Raw genomic sequence first — 20,315 nt, forward strand, 5'->3', positions numbered from 1 at the left:
ACGAGTCGGCCGTGTTCGGTGGCGACGCGTTGGAGTCCGCGGGTGATTTCGGCGAAGTAGGGGTCGGAGACGTCGTGGACGATGACGCCGACGGCAGAGCGGTGGTTGCGGGCGAGTAGTTGGGCGTGTGCGTTCGGGACGTATTGGAGTTCCTCGACCGCCGCCAGCACCCGGTCGCGCAGTTCGGGTGCGACCCGGCGGGAACTGCGGCTGACGATCCGGGACACGGTCGCGGGTGAGACCCCGGCGAGCCGGGCCACGTCGGCGAGGGTGGTCATCGGCGGCCTCCGTCCGGACCAGCTCCGGCACGCGTACGCGTTGACGGTCGTCAACGCCGGAGACTAGCGTCAGACGGGCCGCAGGAAAACCCTTTCCCATGAACGGTGGTCCCCATGACCGGCCAGTCAGCCCCGTATCCCCTGCCCCTGCCCGGTGGAGTCGGCGTCTCCCGGTTGTGCGTGTACGACAGCGTCGCCCCGGACGGCGCCGTCGGCGGTACGCCACACCTGCACCTGTGCTGCGCGGAGGCGTACGTGGTGGCGGCCGGGGCGGGGCTGGTGCAGACCCTGACCCTGGACGGGTACGCCGAGACGCCGCTGCGTCCGGGTGCGGTGGTCTGGTTCGCCCCGGGGACGATCCACCGCCTGGTCAACCACGGCGGGCTGGAGATTGTCGTACTGATGCAGAACAGCGGGCTGCCGGAGGCCGGGGACGCGGTACTGACCCTGCCACCGGAGGTGCTCGCCGACCCGGCCCGGTACGCCGCCGCCGTCGCCCTGCCCGGTGGCGGTGCGCCCGGCGGTGACCTGGCTGCCGCGTACCGCCGCCGTGACCTGGCGGTGCGCGGCTTCGAGGCGCTCCGCGACAGCGCGACCGGCGGTGATCTCGCGCCGTTGCGGGAGTTCCACGCCGCGGCGATCCGGCTGGTCCAGCCGCAGCTCGACGCCTGGCGGGGGCGTTGGCGCGATGGTGCCCTGCGGGCTGCCGAGCAGACCGGCCGGCAGTTGGACGCGTTGGCCCGGGGTGAGGCGCCGCACCTGGCGGACGCCGCCGTGTACGCGTTCGCCGAGCCGCGCGAGCAGGGCCGCCAGGGCATGTGCGGGTTGCTGAACACCTATCCGGTGCACTGACCACGGGGTGTGGTTCCCACCCCGCTCTTGCCGGGGAGCGGGGTGGGAACACACGTCTCAGGCCGGTCGCCGCCGACGACCCGGGGGCGGGTCGGGAATCCAGCCGAAGAAGCGGGCGTCCAACTGTCTGGTCGACAGCTCGGGCAGTTGCGTGGCCGCGCGGTCCTGGAAGTGGCGCAGGTAGACGCGCAGCTTCACCGGCTCCCGCCGGTAGAGCACCAGCAGGCGGCGCCGGATCACCGGGCAGGGCCACTCCCTGCGGCAGTCCACGCAGCGCCACCGCTCGTCGTTACGGTGCACGGCGGTCAGGTCGTCGCTGTCACTACAGGTGTGGGCGACGTCCACAGTCGACGGACTCGTCATCCACTGTCACCTCCCGATGCCCATACCAACATCGGGACGGGTGTGGGCGACGCACCCGAGGTGCGTCGCCCACGACGGAATCAGGCGAGCAGGGCGCGGAGCGCGTCGGCGTCGACGGGTACGCCCGACACCTGCCAGAAGTCGGTGCTCCCACCGGCATACGTCCCGCCGTACGCCTTGCTGCCGGGCTCGAAGCGACGGCCTTCGGCGAGCGGCCCGGCGTCGACGGTGTCGTAGCCGATCGCGTCGAAGAACGCGGTCACGGTCGCCTTCGCGGCCGGGTCGTCACCGGCGATGGCCAGTGCGCTGCGGTCGGCGGCGCCTACGGGCCGGGCCAGCTCGCGCAGGTGGGTGTAGAAGATGTTGTTGAAGCCCTTCACCACCTTGGCCGCCGGCAGGTGCTGTTGCAGCAGCTCGCTGCTGGTGGTCGAGCCGTTGTCGAGTTCCGGGAACTTCCCGTCGCGGTCCGGGTAGTAGTTGTTCGTGTCGATCACTACCTTGCCCGCCAGCGGTTCGACCGGCACGTTCCGGTACGCCTTCAGCGGGATGGTGACCACCACCAGGTCGCCGGCCTCGGCCGCCTCGGCCGGCGTCGCGGCACGGGCCGCCGGCCCGAGTTCGTCGACGAGTTCCCGGAGCGTTTCCGGCCCGCGCGAGTTGCTCAGCACCACGTCGTAGCCGGCGTCGACCGCCAGCCGGGCCACCGTGCCGCCGATAAGTCCGCTGCCGATAAGTCCAACAGTTGTCATGTCTTGGGCCAACCCCGGCCCCGGCGGCGACATTCCCCGAGGCGAGTGTCCCGCCCGTCGCTCCCAGTGCTGGACCCGGCACGCCCCCTCCGGCCCGAGCCCTCGGCATTGATAACGATCGCATCGATGATCGTTATGGGAAAGGCCTTGCCCAAAGCAGGACAAGCCTTCTACTGTCCCGAGAAAGCGCTTGCCCGCCCCGAGCGCCGACACCGCCCGTACACCCCACACCGCCCTCGTACAGCCCGACGGGACACCCGACCACCGAGGAGGAGTGCCCGTGTCCGACCGCACCCTGGACGACGGCATCGACGTGGCCGCCCCGGTCCAGCAGACCGGCGACGCCGCCAAGGTCGGTGCCGACCCGGCGGCCGAGCACCGGACCGGATCCGCCACCCGCACCGGCGCACAGTCACCGCCGGAACACCGTCCCCGCACCCGCCCCAGCCTCGGCAGCCGGCTCGCCCGGCTGGCCGACGCGCTCTGGCGCCCCGCCCTGCTGCTGGCCGCGCTGTTCGCCGTCTGGTGGTTCGTCGCCGCCCGCGAGTACGTGGCGAACTACCTGGTCCCGACGCCGGGTCAGGTCTGGACCACGATGGTCGACCAGTGGTCGTTCCTGCTCCGCAACACCTACGTCACGCTCTACGAGACGGTCATTGGCTTCGTCCTGGCCGCCCTGCTCGGGCTCGGCACCGCGATCCTGATCGCCTACTCCCGCACCATGGAGAAGGCGCTCTACCCGATCGTGCTCTTCGCCCAGGTCATCCCCAAGATCGCGATCGCTCCGCTGCTGGTGGTCTGGTTCGGGGTCGGCTTCACCCCGAAGATCGTGCTGGCCGTACTGATCGCGTTCTTCCCGGTGGTGATCTCCGGCGTGGCCGGTCTGCGCTCGACCGACCCGGAGCTGATCGACCTCGCCGCCACCATGGGCGCCGGACCGTGGAAGACGTTCCGCCGGATCCGCTTCCCGAACGCCCTGCCGCACCTGATGTCCGGACTCAAGGTCGCGGTGACGCTGGCCGTGGTCGGCGCGGTGGTCGGTGAGTTCGTCGGCGCCGACGAGGGCCTCGGGTACGTGCTGCTGCTGGCCAACGGCAACCTCGACTCGGCCCTGCTCTTCGCCGACCTGTTCCTGATGTCGCTGATCGGCATCGTGCTCTTCCTCGTGGTCGAGGTGGCCGAGGCGCTGCTCATCCCCTGGCACGCCAGCCGTCGCTCCGCCGTACCGCTGACCACGTCCTGACCCGCCCACGGACCACCCACCACCGCATCGCACCGTCCCGCGACCCGCACAGGAGGCGCACCACCATGAGACGTCTCGCGTTCACCGCCGCCGCGTTCCTGCTGCTCGGATCGGTAGCCGCCTGCGGCGGCGCCGACGACGACCAGCCCACCACCGCCGACGGCCGAAAGCAGGTCACGCTCACCCTGAACTGGGTGCCGTACGGCGAGCACGCGCCGTTCTACTACGGGCTGAAGAAGGGCTTCTACGAGGCCGAGGGGATCGAACTGGAGATCAAGCCCGGCGGCGGGTCGGGCAAGACCATCCAGGCGGTGGCCCAGCAGCAGACCGACTTCGGCTGGGCCGACACCCCGCCGATGCTCAAGGCGATCGCCACCGGCATGAAGGTGAAGAGCGTCGGGGTGTTCCTCCAGAAGGGACCGACCTCGATCGAGTTCCTGGCCGACAAGGGGATCAGCAAGCCGGCCGATCTGAAGGGCAAGACCGTCGGCGGCACGCCCGGCGACGCCATCTACGCCACCTTCCCGGCCTGGCTCAAGGCGAACGGGCTGGCCGAGAACGACGTCAAGGTGGTCAACCTGGACGCCGCCGGCAAGGTCGCGGCGCTGGCCGAGGGCCGGGTCGACGCGATCCAGGGCTTCTTCCACGACCAGGCCCCGACGATCGAGGCGAAGACCGGCAAGAAGGTCGACTACCTGCTCTACGCCGACTGGGGCATGAACATGCTCGGCACCGGGGTGGTGGTCAACGAGGCCACCCTGGGCAAGGACCCGGAGCTGGTCAAGGCATTCGTCCGGGCCACCCAGAAGTCGTGGGCCGAGGCGGCGAAGGACATCCCGGCGGCGACCGACGCGATGGTGGAACTGGCGGAGAACGAGCCGGCCAAGGACGTACTGGTCAAGCAGCTCACGCTGGCCGTACCGCTGCTGGAGCTGACCGGGGGCGCACCCGGGGTGAACCCGCCGGCCAAGTGGACCGAGACGATCGACCTGATGACCCGGTACGCCGAACTCAAGGACGCCGGTGGGCCGGAGAAGTACTGGGACAGCAGCTACACCAGCCAGGGATGAGCCGAGGATGACCAGCGCCCCGAGCACCACCGCCACCGGCACCGCGGTCGAGCTGACCGGGCTGACCGTACGGTTCCGGTCGAAGCGGTCGCAGACCACCGCGGTCGAGGACGTGACCCTGCGGGCGGAGCCCGGCGAGTTCGTCACCATCGTCGGCCCCTCCGGCTGTGGCAAGTCCACCCTGCTCAAGATCGTGGCCGGGTTGGTCCGGCCGACCAGCGGCTCGGTGTCGCTGCTCGGCCGGCCGGTGAGCAAGCCGCAGCGGGACATCGGCTTCGTGTTCCAGCGCGCGGCCCTGCTGGAGTGGCGCGGCGCCCGCCGCAACATCCTGCTCCAGGCCGAGATGCGCGGGCTGGACCGCAAACAGGCCGCCCGCCGGGCCGACGAGCTGATCGAGCTGACCGGGCTCACCGGCTTCGAGGACGCGCTGCCGCACGAACTCTCCGGCGGCATGCAGCAGCGGGTGGCGCTGTGCCGGGCGCTGCTGCACCAGCCCAGGGTGCTGCTGATGGACGAGCCGTTCGGTGCGCTCGACGCGCTCACCCGCGAGCAGCTCAACACCGAGCTGAACCGGATCTGGCGGGAGACCGGCACCACCATCCTGCTGGTCACCCACTCCATCGCCGAGGCGGTCTTCCTCGGCACCCGGGTCGAGGTGATGAGCCCCAGACCCGGCCGGATCGTCCGTACGCTGCCGGTCGACCTGCCGGCGGAACGCAACTACGCGGCGGTGATGTCCGACCCTCGGTTCGACCGGTTGTCGACCGAGATCCGGGAACTGCTGGGGGCGGGAGCCAACCACTGATCGCGCCGCTGGGCGGGCAGTCCGCCCAACTCGACCCGCCCCGGCGGTGGCCCGCCGCCGCCGGGGCCTGGCTGGGGCTGGGTGCCGCCCCGGCCGCCCTCATCCTGGGCGCGGGCATGGCCGACCGGCATCACGGTGCGGTGCCCGTACTGGCGTTCGTGGGTGGCGCGGCGCTGATGGCGTTGCTGCTGTTCGGGCAGGGCGCGCTCGGGGTCCGGCCGCCCTACGGGGAGGGCGGCACGCTGACCGAGGTGGCGCCGCGTTACCTGCCGCCGGCCGGGCGGACCGTGCTGAGCGTGGTGCTCGGGGTCGCCATGATCGGCTGGTTCGGCTTCAACGTCGGGTTGGGTGGGGCGTCGCTGTCCACCGTGCTCCGGCTGCCCGGACCGGTCGGCGCGCTGCTGCTGGCCGGGGCGGTGATGGCGGTGTCGTACGCCTCGCCCCGGCTGGGCAACCGGATCGCGGTGGCCACCACGCTGGCCGCCCTCGGCCTGGTCGCGGTCTGCGTGGCCCAACTGCGCCCGGCGTCCGCGCCGGTCACCCTGGCAGCCGGCGGTTGGGCGACCGCCGCCGACGTCGCCGCCATGACCGGGTACGTCTCCGTGTTCGCGCTGCGCGCACCGGACTTCAGCCGGGGGCTTGCCAGCCGGCGTGACCTGGGCTGGTGTGTGCTGCTGCTGGTGCTGCCCGCGGTGGCGGTCGGAGTGGCCGGGGCGGGCGTGTGGCTGCGTACCGGCTCGACCGACGTGGTGGCGGTGCTGGCCGGCACCTCCGGCGTGGCCGCGTACGGCAATCTCTTCGTCACCGCGGCGGTCTTCGCACCGGCGCTGACCACCACGTACTCCGGTGCCCTGGCACTGCGTGGCGGCTGGCCGGCGCTGTCGTCGACGGCCGGGATGCTCATCGTGGCGGTGCCCGGCGCGGTGCTCGCCGCCGCCCGGTTCGACCGGCTGCTGCTGCCCTGGCTGGCGGTGCTCGCTGCGACGCTGCCGCCGCTGATCGTGCCGATGGCCACCGAGGCGTGGCGGCGCCGACGGGGGCGTCCGCCGAGGACCGTGCCGGTCTGGACCTGGCTGCCGGCGGGCCTGGTCGCGACCGGGCTGACCGCCGCCGGGCTGACCATCGCCGCGGTCACCGGATTGGCGATCGCGGCGCTGGCCACCGCCGTGCACGTGGGAGCCGGCCGACCTCCGAGGCCATGATCGATTACGGCAATGCCAGAAAGGGCTTTCCCGTTTCTTTGCCGGTACGCGAAAACGCCCGGACCCGTTGCCAGACCTTTACACATTGACCATTTCGGATTGGTTACGTACGCTTGATCCGTCGGCGGCAGGAAAGCGCTTTCCATTTATCCGTCCCTATTACCGGGAGCGCCTGCATGAGACGCTTACGATCCATCCCCATCGCCCTGCTCGCGATCATCGCCCTCGTCCTGACCATTGCCCCGGCTCCCGCATCGGCAGCGGCCCGGTTCCGGGTACTGGTCTTCTCGAAGACCACGAACTTCTACCACGACTCGATCCCGGCCGGTGTCGCCGCGATCCAGCAACTCGGCCTCACCCACGACTTCGAGGTCGAGGCGACCACCGACGCGGCCGCGTTCACCGACGCGAACCTGGCCCGGTTCGACGCCCTGGTGTTCAACAACACCAACTCCACCCCGGAGGCCGGTAACCTGCTCAACGCCGCCCAGCGGACCGCCTTCCAGAACTTCGTACGGCAGGGCGGCGGCTGGGTCGGGCTGCACGCGGCGACCGCGAGCGAGCGCGACTGGACCTGGTACGAGGGCCTGGTCGGCACCATCTTCGACTACCACCCGGACTTCAGCTCCACCGGTGGCGTCTTCCCCGGTCGGATCAAGGTGCTGGACAAGGCGCACCCCTCCACCGCGTCCCTACCGGAACTCTGGGAACGCAGCGAGGAATGGTACAACTGGCGGACCAACCCCACCGGCAAGGTGCACACCCTCGCCCAGATCAAGGTCCGCGACGGGATCAACGGGTTGGACGAGGGTGTCGACCACGCCTATTCCTGGTGCCAGAACTATGACGGCGGTCGATCCTGGTACACCGCTGGCGGGCACGCCTCGTCGTCGTTCAGCGAGCCGAACTTCCTCAATCACCTGCGCGGCGGGATCGAATGGGCGGCCGGCGCGGTGCCCGGTGACTGCGGCGCCACCAAGAGCAGCAACTTCCAACGGGTGCCGCTGGTCAGCGCCGATCTCGCCGACCCGTTCGAACTGGCCGTGGCCGCGGACCGGCGGGTGTTCTACATCCAGCGCACCGGCGCGGTGAAGGTGATCAACCAGAGCACGCTCGGCGTCACCACCCTGGTCGACTTCGCCTACACCCCGGCCCAGACCAGCCAGTCCGACGGGTTGATCGGCATGACCCTGGACAACAACTTCGCCACCAACAACTGGATCTACCTGCTCTGGTCGGACAAGACGCTCAACCAGCTCAACCTGTCCCGGTTCACCGTCACCGGCAACACGATCGCCCTGACCAGCGAGAAACGGCTGCTCGTCATCCCCACGTACCGGGGTGAGGGGCGGGCGAACTCGCACATGGGCGGCTCGCTGACCATGGACCGCCAGGGCAACCTGTACGCGGCCACCGGCGACAACACCGACCCGTTCGACTCCAGCGGCTTCACCCCGATCGACGAGCGCAGCGGACGCCGGGCCTGGGACGCGCAGGCCACCGCCGGCAACACCAACGACCTGCGGGGCAAGATCCTGCGGATCAAACCGCAGGCCGACGGTACGTACACCGTGCCGACCGGCAACCTGTTCGCGCCCGGGACCGCCCGTACCCGCTCCGAGATCTACGCGATGGGCATGCGCAACCCGTTCCGGATCACCGTCGACCCGATCACCAACGCGGTACTGGTCGCCGACTACGGCCCGGACGCGACGGCCGCGAACCCGAACCGGGGGCCGGAGGGCACGGTCGAGTTCAACCGGATCACCTCCGCCGGCAACTACGGTTGGCCGTACTGCGTCGGCAACAACATCCCGTTCAACGACTACAACTTCGCCACCTCGACCTCCGGGGCGAAGTTCAACTGCTCCGCGCTGGTCAACAACTCGCCGAACAACACCGGCCTGACCAACCTGCCGGCCGCCCGCTCCGCGCTGGTCTGGTACGCGTACTCGGCGTCGGCGCAGTTCCCGGAGGTCGGCACCGGCGGCGGTGGGCCGATGGGCGGCCCGTCGTACGACTTCGACCCGGCCAACACCCGGACCACGAAGTTCCCGCAGTACTACGAGGGCAAGTGGATCGTCTACGAGCTGACCCGCAAGTGGTTCAAGACGCTCTCCACGCACACCACCGCGCAGACCTTCAGCAACTCCAGGTTCGGTCCGACCTCCGTCGGCGACCTCCAGTCGATCAACGGCGTACTCGGTGACTTCTCCTGGATCCAGCCCTTCGACGCCGAGTTCGGCCCGGACGGTTCGCTCTACGTGATCGACTTCGGCGCCGGTACCGGCAGCGGCCGGGGCGGCACCAACGAGGGCGCCGGCATCTACCGGATCGACTACGTGGCCAGCGGACGGCCGCCGGTGGCGAAGGCGAGCGTCAACCGGGACAGCGGCCCGGCGCCGCTGACCGTCAACTTCTCCAGCACGGGTTCGGCCTCCGGCGACGGAAACCCCATCAGCTACGCCTGGGACTTCGACGGCAACGGCAGCACCGACTCCACCGCCGCCAACCCGACGTACACGTACGCCACCCGGGGCAAGTTCACCGCCAGGCTGACGGTCACCGGCACGGGCGGTACGACCGCGGTGGCGACCACCGAGGTCACCGTCGGCAACACCCGGCCGGTGGTCACCCTGAGCGTGCCGAACGGCGGCTTCTTCGAGTTCGGGGACCGGGTGCCGTACACGGTGACGGTCACCGACCCGGAGGAGGGCACGATCGACTGCTCGCGGGTGATCGTGCAGACCCAACTCGGACACGACTCGCACGCCCACCCGCTGGACAACTACACCGGTTGCTCCGGGGTGGCGGTCACCGACAGCAGCGCCGGTGACGGGCACGGGCCGGGGCAGAACCTGTTCACCCTGCTCACCGCCCAGTACACCGACGGCGGCGCGACCGGCGGGGTGCCGGCACTGGTCGGCTCGACCCTGGTCGAATTGCAGGTGAAGCCCAAGGAGGCCGAGCACTTCGACGGTGCGCACGCCGGCATCCAGGTCCTCGACCGGGCGACCGCCCGCGCCGGCAAGCGCCTCGGCGACATCGACCACAACGAGTGGGTCAGCTACGGTCCGGTGAACCTCCAGGGGATCAGCTCGGTGACGGTCGGCGCCAGTTCCGGCAGCACCGGCGGGAACATCGAGTTCCGGTCCGGCTCGCCGACCGGGCCGCTACTCGGCACCGCCGCCATCCCCAGCACGGGCGGTTGGGACAATGTCATCTCCCCCACCGTCAACCTGACCAACCCCGGCGGGACCATCGACCTCTACGCCGTCTTCGTCAACCCGGCCCAGGTCGGCGGCACACCGGACCTGATGTCCGTGGACTGGTTGCGGTTCAACGGGGCCGGCGTCAAACAGGAGAGCGGTACGACGGTGAGCATCACCGCCACCCCGACCTCGGGAACCGCACCTCGGGCGGTCGCGTTCACCGGTAACGCGGTTGTCGCACCCGGTCGCACCATCAGCGACTACGCCTGGGACTTCGGCAACAACGCGGCGGTCGTGCACACCGCCAACGCCAGCCACACGTTCACCCGCAAGGGCAGCTACACCGCCCGGTTCACCGTGACCGACAGCAGCGGCGCCACCACATCGGCGCAGGTCGTCATCACCGTCACCTGACGCACCTGCGGTCGTGACGCCGGATCGGAACGGAGCAACCCGTCGAGATCCGGCGTCACCACCGCGAGCCGTCGGCCTCCCTTGATCGTCGGACGCCCAGTGGCCCGACACCGGGAACCGGGGCTGCCGAGGGTTTGATCATCGTGGCGGGGTCGACGGGTAGCACCCTTGCCGAGCGCCGCCCACGGCTGCGGGAGTGATAATTGTCGTTCCCTTCGCCGTGACCGACGCTTGACAAGCAGCCGGGTCCGGAGTGGACGATCAAGGCGTGAGAATTCTCGTGGTGGGTGGAAGTGGCCTGATCGGTGCCCATGTGGCGAACGTGCTGCGCGAGCGGGGCCACGTTGCGACAACGCTGGCGCGCACCGCCCAGCCGGGCATCGACCACCTGCTCGACCTCGACTCCGCGTCGATCGAGGACCTGCGACCACTGCTCGCCGGCCACGACGGTGTCGTCTACGCCACGCGTACGGACGAGCAGCGGCCGCTGCCCAAGCCGATCCACCCGGTGTTCCGCCGGGACATCGTCGAGCCCGTGGTGCGCCTGTTCACCGCCGCCCGCCTCGAAGGTCTCAGCCGTGGCGTGATCATGGGCTCGTACTACACCTACTTCGATCGGCTACACCCGCAGTGGCACCTCGCGGACCGGCACACCTACGTCCGATGCCGTTTGGAGCAGGCCCTGGAGGGGCGAGCGGCCGCTGGTCCGGACCTGCCGGTTGCCGTACTCGAACTGCCCTTCATCTTCGGTCGGGCCGGCGACCGGCTGCCGAACTGGGCCGGTCCGCTGGACCGCTGGGCAAAGTCCCGTTCGCCGCTGGTAGCGCCCGTCGGCGGGAGTGCGGCGGCGTCGGCGCGCAGCGTGGCCGAGATCGCGGTCGACGCCCTGGAGCAGGCCAGTGGCGCGGACATTCCGGTGGCCGACGAGAACCTCACCTGGAGCGACATGATCACGCGGATCGCCGAAGCGGTCGGTCGGCGCCGCCGGGTCGGTCGCCTGCCCGCCGGAGCCGTACGGGCGTTCCTGCGATTCGGCGGCCGGCTGCAGTCCCTCGGCGGCAAGGAGTCGGGCATCAACCCCAGCTACTTCGGCGACCTGCTGACCACCGAGCTGTTCATCGAACCGACGACCGGCCGCCCACTGGACCCGGCGCTCCGCGAAACCTTCTCCGAGACAGCGCCGGCGACGCAGCACGATCGGGTGCCCCCATCGGCCTAGACGTGTAATTTCTAACTTCCGCCGATGCCCGCACCACCGATTCCCTCGACGATCTTGCACTTGTGGCGCCCGGATCAGGGCACTCATCCGGATTTGTGTCCCACCAGAAGTGCAAGATCGTTGCGCCGCGCGGTTTGGGGTGTATGGGAGTGGTTCGATCTGCGGGTTTTGGGACTTTCGAGGGCGGCGTGTGCACGACCAGCCAGAGTTTAGGAATTACTCGTTTAGTGGCGCAACGGAAGCCCAGTGGCGGGCCATGACTGGGGCGCGATGTAGCGTCACCAGCCTCGGCCATTCCTCGGCAGTGCAACGCACCGGTTCGGCCCAGACTTAGTTCCGTGGCCGCCTGGGGGTCCCTCGTCCGATGCCTCGATCATCCGCAGGTAGATGCCTCGATCCGGAGCCGACAGTGATCCCGTTCAGGCTGATGTTGTCCCGCCGCCGAGGGCAACTGTCAAACGTTCCGACCCACCGTCATGGTTGAACGCCAGCGTCAGCGTGCGCGCCTCGTCCGGAGCGCCGGGTTCGAAGACCACGGTTTCCATGAACAGCCCTCCGCGCCGTTCTACGCTGCCGCTGCGGGACCGATACTGCGTTCCCGCATCGTCCCACCCGCGCCACCGCTTCAATCGGACATGCATGCTGTCCAGCGCACCCGGATCGCGGGCGTCGGTGCCGGCATACGCCAGCCTCACCACGAACATCGTCGACCAGCGTTCCAAGCTGATCAGATTGGCGGTCACCGCATCAGGCATTGGCGTGCGACCGGCCAGCGAGATCACCTCCCGCAACTGAGCAGGGTCAACAACCGGCTCCTGCCACTGCGCGCGTTCACGACCGTGCTGTAACACCAACTGTTGCCGGGCCTCGACCGACAGAGGCGCCCAATGAGCGGGCGATACGCGAGCCTCGGCCGACGTGCGCGTCTCTACGCGGATCAACCGGCCACGTCGCTCCAGCTCCTGATCCAGACCGGCGAGAATGCGTTCCATCTCCTCCTGAGCCAGGGCACCGGCCGCCACCAACCCGATCGCCACTCCGCGGACCTCCGAACGGTCCAACGTCAGGCGACGCCCTTCCGGCGGCTGACCATGGCCGGCCGCCAGTCGATCGGCAACGTACTTCTCCAGGTACGCTCGTCCCTCCATCCGCCCATCATTACGCGCATCCCAGCCGACTGGACACAGGGCACCTGGCCCAGCCCTTGGAAGGACGGGGACCACCACATCGGCCACGGCAGCCAGCACCACAGGGACCACAACCAACTGCCCGACCGACCGGTAGCGATATGAGCCACGCGTCTCGATCAATTCGCGGAGGGCGCCGGCGGCGGTCCCGGCATCGCAGGGAAGACAACCGCCTCAACCAACATCAGGCGCACACACATGTCGTGACCTGCGCGCATCCCTCCATCGCCGAACCGTGATCGCCGCGCCTACGGCGGTGCGCCACCCGTATTCACGCCACTGCCAGGATCGGCGCTGCGTAGAGTACGGGTCGTGCAAACCACGGCCGGCGTGCCGCCGATTCGCGACGCCGACGCCGACAACCGTCGCCCCACGGAACCGGGGCACGGCTACCGGGCACTGGCTCGGAACTCGGCGATCGCGGCCGGAGCCGTCATCGCCAACGGACTGCTGAGCGCGGTGATCCTGGCGCTGTGCGCGGCGTTCGGGCAGACGGACGAGATCGCGGCGTACACGGTGATGACCTCGGCCCTGTCGTTCGTACTCATCGTCGCCAGCGGCGGGTCGGCCCTGCTCTACCTCAACGGCACCGAGGAGCAGCGCACCCTCGTACGCAGCCAGTGGACGCTGGTGGTCGTACCCGGCATGTTGCTCGGCGCGGTGGTCATCGCCGAGTTCTACGCCCGCCGGGGCTACAGCGCGACCGCGCTGGCGGCGGCGGGTGTGGTGACACTCGGCAATGGCCTCGCCCAGCTCCAGATCGCCGACTTCAGTCGACGGATGCGGTTCCTTGCCACTGCCGTGCTGATGTCCGCCAGCAAGGCCGCGTCGCTGGTGATGGTGCTGTTCGGCGCTCCGCTCACCATCGCGCTCGCCAGCGCCGGCCTGGCGCAGCTTGTCGTCGGCGAAGTCGTCCTCGGCAGGAATGGTTCCTTGCGGCCCGCGCGGTTCCGGGAAATCTCGCTGCGGCGTGCCTTCGCGGGGTACCGCTCCAGCCGGCATCTCTTCGGCTTCGCCCTCGGCGACCTGTACGTGACCCGGCTCGCCACGCTCGTACTGTCGCTGTTCGCGACGCCAGCGGTGATGGGCAGCTACGGGGCGCTCGTCACCGCCTACCAGGCCATCGGCGGCGTCGTACAGTCGGCATTGCAGGTGCCCATGGTGGCGCGGACCCGCAGCCGGCTGGGCCTCGACGACTCGACACATCCGGCGCATTTCTCGGTGGTGGTCGCACTGGTCTGCGCGATTCCGATGGCGGCGGCCGTCGCCGTGCTCGCGCCCTGGCTCACCGGCACGGTGCTCTCCCTGCCGCACCCGGAGGCTGCCGGCTGGCTGGCGCTGTTCATGCTGGCGCTGCCGTTCATGGCGGTCAGTCGGGCACTGATGTTCGACTGGATCGGGGACGGCGACTACGGCCGGGCGACGAAGGCCATGGGCGTACTCGCGGTGCTGTTGAGCGTCGCCGTCGCGCTCGGCGTACCCCGGTTCGGCCCGCTCGGCGCGGCGTCCGCCACGGCGGTGGCGGAGGTGTCCGCCACCGTCTTGATTTTGCTGGTCAGTCGCCGTTTCAGGAGCCCGGGACCGCGCGATGTCGGGTGATTTCATGGCGGTGGTGCTCGACAGGTTCGGTGTCGTCGGCCAGGCGTCCGCGGCGCGGATCGAGTCCCGGTCCGGCGCCGGGGTCGGTGCCGTACGCACAGCCGACGGGCAGGACGCCTACCTCAAGGTCACCCCCGCCGCGCTGGGGCGGCAGGCACTGGCAGCAGCTCGGCGGGAACTCTCCTTCTACCGGTACGTCGCACCGGTAGCGCCGCTACGCACACCGAAACTCCTCGACTGGGTGGGGACCGGAGACGGTGTGGCCGTGCTGCTCGAGGCGGCCGGCGAGACCCGGGCGGCTGCATCATGGACTGAGGGCATGTGGGCAAATCTTGGTCGGGAGCTGGCCACCCTGCACAGCATGCCGCTACCGGAAGGGGCGGGCTGGAACCGCCCCGACGCGCTGCACGAAGCTCTGCTCGATCCGGACCTGGACGGGATCCACGCCTTCTGGGCCGGTGTGCTTCCGCAGCTTGCCGACCTGCTCGCCCGACGCGTCGAACTCGAAGAGCACATGGCAGCATTGCCGCCGGTCTTCGTCCACGGCGACTGCCACACCGACAACATCGTGCACTCCGCCGGCTCGCTGGTCTTCTGTGACTGGCAGGCGGCGGGTATCGGTCGGGCCGTATCCGACCTGGCCTTCCTCAACGTCCGTGCGACACCCGCCGGGGTGACCGTCCCGCAGTCCCTGGTCGACGCCTACCTGCAACATCGGCCGTACGAGCGGCACCCGTTGCAGCATGCGCTGTTGGCGGAGGAACTCGCCATCCTCGTCTTCCTGTGGCCGCCCTTCGCCGCCTTCAACAGCCTGTCGGGGATCAACCGGGTCCGCCGGAGAGCACGCGAGCTAGCGGAGCAGTGGTTCGAGACACTGGCTTGAGGAACCGACGCTGGCCCTCAGGCTCGTTGACGAGCCTCGTAGGCCTCGATGACCCTGGCCGTGGGGTCGGCGCTTTCCGGCGTACGCAGACGGTCGGTCAGCAGGAAGCCGGGCAAGGAAAAACCGGCAGCATGTTCACGCTCGGACAGTAGGAACGTCCCGCCCCGCAGGTCTGGCTGCCAGCCGTGTTCCAGCCCGTAGCTGATGATCGTCCGTACGTCGGCGGAGGTGGGATAGGAGCCGTCCGTCGCACACATGCTCCACGGTGACGGCCAGGCGTCCGACAGCAGATCCGCGTCGAGTGCCCGGCTGGTCTTGCCGGCGCCCCAGACTCGAACACGGATACATCGGTGGCAGTCACCAGCGCCCGGCACGTGATGGATCTGCGCCCGCCACACGTAGGTCCGTGCCCCGACTCGTATCTCCCGCAGTCGATTCCGCATGTGACTCACCCCCGACGGATCTTGCCCGATCCCCCTGTGCACCCGCCAACGTATTTACCGACGGCGCCGTGACCGGTCGTCGTAAAGACCGGCCCGAGCCCGGTCGAGTACGTCATCACCCACTCCATCGCGCGCCTGTCCCCCGGCTTCACCTACCAGATGCAGGCACCCACCGATGAGTGAGTTTTGAACGACCAGATCCCCGATCGACAACAACAGATCGCGGCGGACCTGCGTCCAGTACCTACGAGAACCCAAGAAGAGTCACAAGATCCTCCGTGCCCAACCCCACGCTCGTACTCCTACAGCGGTTCGACGCCCGGTGGCAGTGCGCCCTGTTCGGCGGCGGTACGCACGTAGTTGAGCAGGATTCCGCGCAGCGCCCGCGCGGCGTGCGTCGGTACGGCCTCCCGGCGCCGGGCCAGTGCGATGGTCCGGCGTACGCCGGGCGGGGCGAGTTGGGTGACCCGGATCCGGGGCCGTCGGGCGACCACGATCCCCGGCACCAGCGCCACCCCCAGTCCCGCCTCGACGAAGCTGAGCACGGCGTCCATCTCGCCCCCGTCCACGGCCAGGGTCGGTTCGAAGCCTGCGTCCCGGCACGCCTGGAGGGTGACGTCACGCAGGTCGTAGCCCTCGCGGAACATGACCAACGGGTAGTCGCGCAGGTCCGGTAGGCGCAGGGTGCCCATCGGGGTGGCCGCCGGCAGCGGGTCGAGGGAGGCGACGACCAGGCTTTCCCGCAGGATCGGTTCGACCCGTAGGGCGGGGTCGGGTCCGGGTGCCGGCTGGATGATCAGTGCCAGGTCGAGTTCGCCGCGCAGCAGGTCGCGTACCAGGTCCTGGGAGCCGCCCTCCTGGACCGACAGGTCGACGCCCGGGTGGGCGTCGCGGAATCGGCGCAGTATCTGCGGTGCCAGCGAGGTGACCAGGCTCGGCGTCGCGCCGAGCCGGACCCGACCCCGGCGTACGCCGACCAGCTCCTGCACCTCGCGGCCGGCGGTCTCGACGTCGGCCAGGATCCGCTTCGCGAGGGGCAGTAGCACCTCGCCGGCGGCGGTGAGAGTGATGTTTCCCCTAATCCGGTCGAACAGCGGGGCCCCTAGGTCAACTTCGAGGGCGTGAATTTGCTTACTCAACGAGGGCTGGCTGATGCCGACATTGTCGGCCGCATGGGTGAAATGCCGGGTTTCGGCGACCGCTACGAAGGACCGTAACTGGTGTAGCTGCACCTGCATAGCCTACCGCTATCGACACTGCGCCTTTGATGCATTGGACGACTAATCACAGCTCCTCCTAGCGTCGTCCAGGTGGCAGTAGAGACGCGTTCGCCGGTCCGTTCGTCGGTCGGCAAGAAGGCAGTGATGGCGGTGACGGGCATCCTCCTGGTGCTCTTCCTCATCGCGCACATGCTCGGCAACCTCAAGATCTTCTTCGGCGCGTCCTCGTTCGACCACTATGCGCACTGGTTGCGGACGATCGGTACGCCGCTGCTGCCCGAGGTCTGGTACCTCTGGCTCCAGCGCGGCGCCCTGACGATCGCCCTGGTGCTGCACATCTGGGCGGCGACCTCACTCGCCATCGCGGCCCGCAAGGCCCGCCCGGTCCGGTACGCCCACCGCAAGCCCGTACAGGCCAGCTACGCCGCCCGGACCATGCGCTGGGGCGGGGTGCTGATCCTGCTCTTCGTGATCTACCACCTGCTCGATTTGACCACCGGCACGGTCAACCCGATCGGCGACCCGCGCCGGCCGTACGCGAACGTGGTGGCCGACTTCGCCCCGGAACGCTGGTACGTGACGCTGTTCTACACCCTGGCCATCGTCGCGCTCGGCTTCCACCTGCGGCACGGCATGTTCAGCGCGTTCCGCAGCCTCGGTCAGCAGTCGCCCCGGGGCGAGCGCCGGGCCCGCGCCATCGCCCTCGTCTTCGCCGTCGCGCTCTGCGGCGGCTACCTGCTGGTCCCCTTCGCCGTACTAGCCGGATGGGTGTCATGACCATGGAGATGTTCAGCCTCGGCGAGCCGATCGCCGACCAGAAGGCACCGGAAGGGCCGATCGAGACCCGCTGGGAGCGGCGCCGGTTCGACGCCAAGCTGGTCAACCCGGCCAACCGCCGCAAACTGACCGTGCTGGTGGTCGGCACCGGGCTGGCCGGCGGTTCGGCCGCCGCCACGCTGGCCGAGCAGGGCTACCGGGTGAAGTCCTACTGCTACCAGGACAGCCCGCGCCGGGCGCACTCGATCGCCGCCCAGGGCGGTATCAACGCGGCGAAGAACTACCGCAACGACGGGGACTCCGTACACCGGTTGTTCTACGACACGGTCAAGGGCGGCGACTTCCGCGCCCGGGAGTCGAACGTGCACCGGCTCGCCGAGGTCTCGGTGAACATCATCGACCAGGCGGTGGCCCAGGGGGTGCCGTTCGCCCGCGAGTACGGCGGACTGCTCGACACCCGCTCGTTCGGCGGCGCGCAGGTGCAACGGACCTTCTACGCCCGGGGCCAGACGGGTCAGCAGCTCCTGCTCGGGGCGTACCAGGCGTTGGAGCGGCAGATCGCGCTCGGCCGGGTCGAGATGCACACCCGGCACGAGATGCTGGAGCTGATCGTGGTCGACGACCGGGCCCGGGGCATTGTGGTCCGCGACCTGGTCACCGGCGAGATAACCACCGAGTACGCCGACGCCGTGGTGCTCGCCTCCGGCGGGTACGGCAACGTCTTCTACCTCTCCACCAACGCCAAGGGCTGCAACGTCACCGCCACCTGGCGGGCGCACCGCAAGGGCGCGTACTTCGGCAACCCCTGCTACACGCAGATCCACCCGACCTGCATCCCGGTCTCCGGCGACCACCAGTCGAAGCTGACCCTGATGAGCGAGTCGTTGCGCAACGACGGCCGGGTCTGGGTGCCGAAGCAGGCCGGCGACGACCGGAACCCGGCCGACATCCCGGACGACGAGCGGGACTACTTCCTGGAGCGGATGTACCCGGCCTTCGGCAACCTGGTCCCCCGCGACATCGCCTCCCGGGCGGCGAAGAACGTCTGCGACTCGGGGCACGGCGTCGGCCCGACCGGGCTCGGCGTGTACCTCGACTTCGCCGACGCGATCAACCGGCTCGGCCGGCACACCGTCGAGGAGCGGTACGGCAACCTCTTCGAGATGTACGAGCGGATCACCGGCGAGGACCCGTACCGGGTGCCGATGCGGATCTACCCGGCGGTGCACTACACGATGGGCGGGCTCTGGGTCGACTACGACCTCCAGGCCACCATCCCCGGCCTGTTCGTCATCGGCGAGGCGAACTTCTCCGACCACGGCGCCAACCGGCTGGGTGCCTCGGCGCTGATGCAGGGCCTGGCCGACGGCTACTTCGTGCTGCCGAACACGATCGCCAACTACCTGGCCGCCGGCCCGTTCGGCCCGATCGACGACAACCACCCCGAGGTGGTCGCCGCCCGCGCCGACGTCGAGGACCGGCTGGCACGGCTGCTGGCGGTCAACGGGGACCGTACGGTCGACTCGTTCCACCGCGAGCTGGGTCAGATCATGTGGGAGCACTGCGGGATGGAACGCAGTGACGCGGGGCTGCGTAAGGCGATCGAGCAGATCCGGGCCCTGCGGGAGCAGTACTGGCGCCGGGTCAAGGTGTCCGGTGACGCCGACGGCATCAACCAGTCGCTGGAGAAGGCCGGCCGGGTCGCCGACTTCTTCGAGCTGGCCGAGCTGATGTGCATCGACGCGCTGCACCGTACCGAGTCCTGCGGCGGGCACTTCCGGGCCGAGAGCCAGACCCCGGAGGGTGAGGCGCAGCGCGACGACGAGCACTTCAGCTACGTCGCGGCGTGGGAGTTCACCGGCGCCGACCGCCCGCCGGTGCTGCACAAGGAAGACCTGAACTTCGAGTACGTCCACCCCAGCCAGCGGAGTTACAAGTGAATCTGACCCTGCGCATCTGGCGTCAGTCCGGTCCGACCGACCGTGGCCGGATGGTCTCCTACCAGGTCGCCGACGTTTCCCCCGACATGTCGTTCCTGGAGATGCTCGACGTACTCAACGAGCGGCTGATCCTCGACGGCGACGACCCGGTGGCGTTCGACCACGACTGTCGGGAGGGGATCTGCGGCGCCTGCGGCATGGTGGTCAACGGCGTACCGCACGGACCGGAGCGGGCGACCACCATCTGCCAGTTGCACATGCGGCACTTCTCCGACGGGCAGACGATCGACATCGAACCGTGGCGGGCGCGGGCCTTCCCGGTGATGAAGGACCTGGTGGTGAACCGGAGCGCGTTCGACCGGATCATCGCCGCGGGTGGTTACATCTCGGTGCCGACCGGCAGCGCCCCGGACGCGCACGCGCAACCGGTGCCGAAGGTGGACGCGGACGCGGCCTTCGAGTCGGCCGCCTGCATCGGCTGCGGTGCCTGCGTCGCGGCCTGCCCGAACGGATCGTCGATGCTGTTCACCGCCGCAAAGGTGACCCACCTGAGCATGCTGCCGCAGGGGCAGCCGGAGCGGGCCAGCCGGGTGCTCGACATGGTCGCCCAGCAGGACGCGGAGGGCTTCGGCGGCTGCACCAACATGGGCGAGTGCACCGCCGTCTGTCCGAAGGTGATCCCGCTGTCGACCATCGGGCGGCTGAACCGCGACTTCCTCAAGGCCGCCAGCACCCGCGGCGGCGCGCCGGGCACGGACTAGCCCACCGCGTACGCCGGAACTCCGCCGCGCGGGCGGAGCCGGCGCACGCGCAGCGGTTCGACGGGCTGGTCAGGACTCGGTACGCTGACCGGCGGATC

Annotated in this window: 18 protein-coding genes; 12 read left to right on the forward strand and 6 right to left on the reverse strand. The window is 69.5% G+C overall.

The window, feature by feature from the left end:
• The coding region (locus AB0J90_RS25230; RefSeq protein WP_363599756.1) for a LacI family DNA-binding transcriptional regulator at window positions 1-278 on the reverse strand (278 nt) is incomplete at its 3' end.
• 114 nt (window positions 279-392) lie between these two features.
• Here AB0J90_RS25230 and AB0J90_RS25235 point away from each other — a divergent pair.
• The gene (locus AB0J90_RS25235; protein WP_363599758.1) at window positions 393-1,130 is read left to right on the forward strand and encodes a cupin domain-containing protein; all 738 of its coding nucleotides are present in this window, start codon (window positions 393-395) and stop codon (window positions 1,128-1,130) included.
• A gap of 57 nt (window positions 1,131-1,187) precedes the next feature.
• On the opposite strand, the gene AB0J90_RS25240 is transcribed toward AB0J90_RS25235, so the two are convergent.
• Window positions 1,188-1,493: a hypothetical protein gene (locus AB0J90_RS25240; protein WP_363599760.1), complete on the reverse strand. Its 306-nt coding sequence runs from the start codon at window positions 1,491-1,493 to the stop codon at window positions 1,188-1,190.
• Between the two features lie 80 nt (window positions 1,494-1,573).
• On the reverse strand, window positions 1,574-2,242 hold the full coding sequence (locus AB0J90_RS25245; protein ID WP_363599762.1) for an NAD(P)-binding domain-containing protein: 669 nt from the start codon (window positions 2,240-2,242) through the stop codon (window positions 1,574-1,576).
• 280 nt (window positions 2,243-2,522) lie between these two features.
• Here AB0J90_RS25245 and AB0J90_RS25250 point away from each other — a divergent pair, with 280 nt between their 5' ends.
• The 6 genes from AB0J90_RS25250 (at window position 2,523) to AB0J90_RS25275 (ending at window position 11,407) form a co-directional block, all read left to right on the forward strand.
• On the forward strand, window positions 2,523-3,485 hold the full coding sequence (locus AB0J90_RS25250; RefSeq protein WP_363599764.1) for an ABC transporter permease: 963 nt from the start codon (window positions 2,523-2,525) through the stop codon (window positions 3,483-3,485).
• A 65-nt stretch (window positions 3,486-3,550) separates the two neighbouring features.
• Complete coding sequence (locus AB0J90_RS25255; RefSeq protein WP_363599766.1) at window positions 3,551-4,555, forward strand: ABC transporter substrate-binding protein; 1,005 nt, start codon at window positions 3,551-3,553, stop codon at window positions 4,553-4,555.
• A gap of 7 nt (window positions 4,556-4,562) precedes the next feature.
• A complete protein-coding gene (locus AB0J90_RS25260) occupies window positions 4,563-5,360 on the forward strand; it encodes an ABC transporter ATP-binding protein (RefSeq protein WP_363599768.1) in 798 nt (265 codons plus the stop codon).
• A 116-nt stretch (window positions 5,361-5,476) separates the two neighbouring features.
• The gene (locus tag AB0J90_RS25265) at window positions 5,477-6,562 is read left to right on the forward strand and encodes a hypothetical protein (protein WP_363599770.1); all 1,086 of its coding nucleotides are present in this window, start codon (window positions 5,477-5,479) and stop codon (window positions 6,560-6,562) included.
• Window positions 6,563-6,738: 176 nt separating this feature from the next.
• Window positions 6,739-10,188 (forward strand): ThuA domain-containing protein, encoded by a 3,450-nt coding sequence (locus AB0J90_RS25270; protein ID WP_363599772.1) that lies wholly within the window; start codon window positions 6,739-6,741, stop codon window positions 10,186-10,188.
• Window positions 10,189-10,456: 268 nt separating this feature from the next.
• Window positions 10,457-11,407 (forward strand): NAD(P)-dependent oxidoreductase, encoded by a 951-nt coding sequence (locus AB0J90_RS25275; RefSeq protein WP_363599774.1) that lies wholly within the window; start codon window positions 10,457-10,459, stop codon window positions 11,405-11,407.
• Window positions 11,408-11,826: 419 nt separating this feature from the next.
• Here the strand turns inward: AB0J90_RS25275 and AB0J90_RS25280 are convergent, their stop codons facing one another.
• Complete coding sequence (locus tag AB0J90_RS25280; RefSeq protein WP_363599776.1) at window positions 11,827-12,555, reverse strand: hypothetical protein; 729 nt, start codon at window positions 12,553-12,555, stop codon at window positions 11,827-11,829.
• Window positions 12,556-12,906: 351 nt separating this feature from the next.
• Between AB0J90_RS25280 and AB0J90_RS25285 the strand changes: the two genes are divergently transcribed.
• Window positions 12,907-14,193, forward strand: a complete 1,287-nt coding sequence (locus tag AB0J90_RS25285) for a lipopolysaccharide biosynthesis protein (RefSeq protein WP_363599778.1) — start codon at window positions 12,907-12,909, stop codon at window positions 14,191-14,193.
• Window positions 14,183-15,076, forward strand: coding sequence for an aminoglycoside phosphotransferase family protein (locus AB0J90_RS25290; RefSeq protein ID WP_363599780.1), 894 nt, complete (start codon window positions 14,183-14,185; stop codon window positions 15,074-15,076). Before AB0J90_RS25285 ends, AB0J90_RS25290 begins: the two co-directional genes overlap by 11 nt.
• 17 nt (window positions 15,077-15,093) lie before the next feature.
• On the opposite strand, the gene AB0J90_RS25295 is transcribed toward AB0J90_RS25290, so the two are convergent.
• Together AB0J90_RS25295 and AB0J90_RS25300 are read right to left on the reverse strand one after the other, a co-directional pair.
• Window positions 15,094-15,519, reverse strand: coding sequence for an integrase (locus tag AB0J90_RS25295; protein WP_363599782.1), 426 nt, complete (start codon window positions 15,517-15,519; stop codon window positions 15,094-15,096).
• A gap of 302 nt (window positions 15,520-15,821) precedes the next feature.
• On the reverse strand, window positions 15,822-16,757 hold the full coding sequence (locus AB0J90_RS25300) for a LysR family transcriptional regulator (RefSeq protein WP_363599784.1): 936 nt from the start codon (window positions 16,755-16,757) through the stop codon (window positions 15,822-15,824).
• Between the two features lie 72 nt (window positions 16,758-16,829).
• Between AB0J90_RS25300 and AB0J90_RS25305 the strand changes: the two genes are divergently transcribed.
• Genes AB0J90_RS25305 through AB0J90_RS25315 form a run of 3 tightly spaced genes read left to right on the forward strand, consistent with a single transcriptional unit; the run spans window position 16,830 to window position 20,217 of the window.
• Window positions 16,830-17,516 (forward strand): succinate dehydrogenase cytochrome b subunit, encoded by a 687-nt coding sequence (locus AB0J90_RS25305; RefSeq protein ID WP_363599786.1) that lies wholly within the window; start codon window positions 16,830-16,832, stop codon window positions 17,514-17,516.
• Window positions 17,517-17,518: 2 nt separating this feature from the next.
• On the forward strand, window positions 17,519-19,456 hold the full coding sequence (locus AB0J90_RS25310) for a fumarate reductase/succinate dehydrogenase flavoprotein subunit (RefSeq protein WP_363600028.1): 1,938 nt from the start codon (window positions 17,519-17,521) through the stop codon (window positions 19,454-19,456).
• A complete protein-coding gene (locus AB0J90_RS25315) occupies window positions 19,453-20,217 on the forward strand; it encodes a succinate dehydrogenase/fumarate reductase iron-sulfur subunit (protein WP_363599788.1) in 765 nt (254 codons plus the stop codon). Before AB0J90_RS25310 ends, AB0J90_RS25315 begins: the two co-directional genes overlap by 4 nt.
• Window positions 20,218-20,315 lie beyond the last annotated feature (98 nt).

Origin of the sequence: Micromonospora sp. NPDC049523 (genome assembly GCF_040676775.1) — a bacterium.
Lineage (GTDB): Bacteria > Actinomycetota > Actinomycetes > Mycobacteriales > Micromonosporaceae > Micromonospora_G.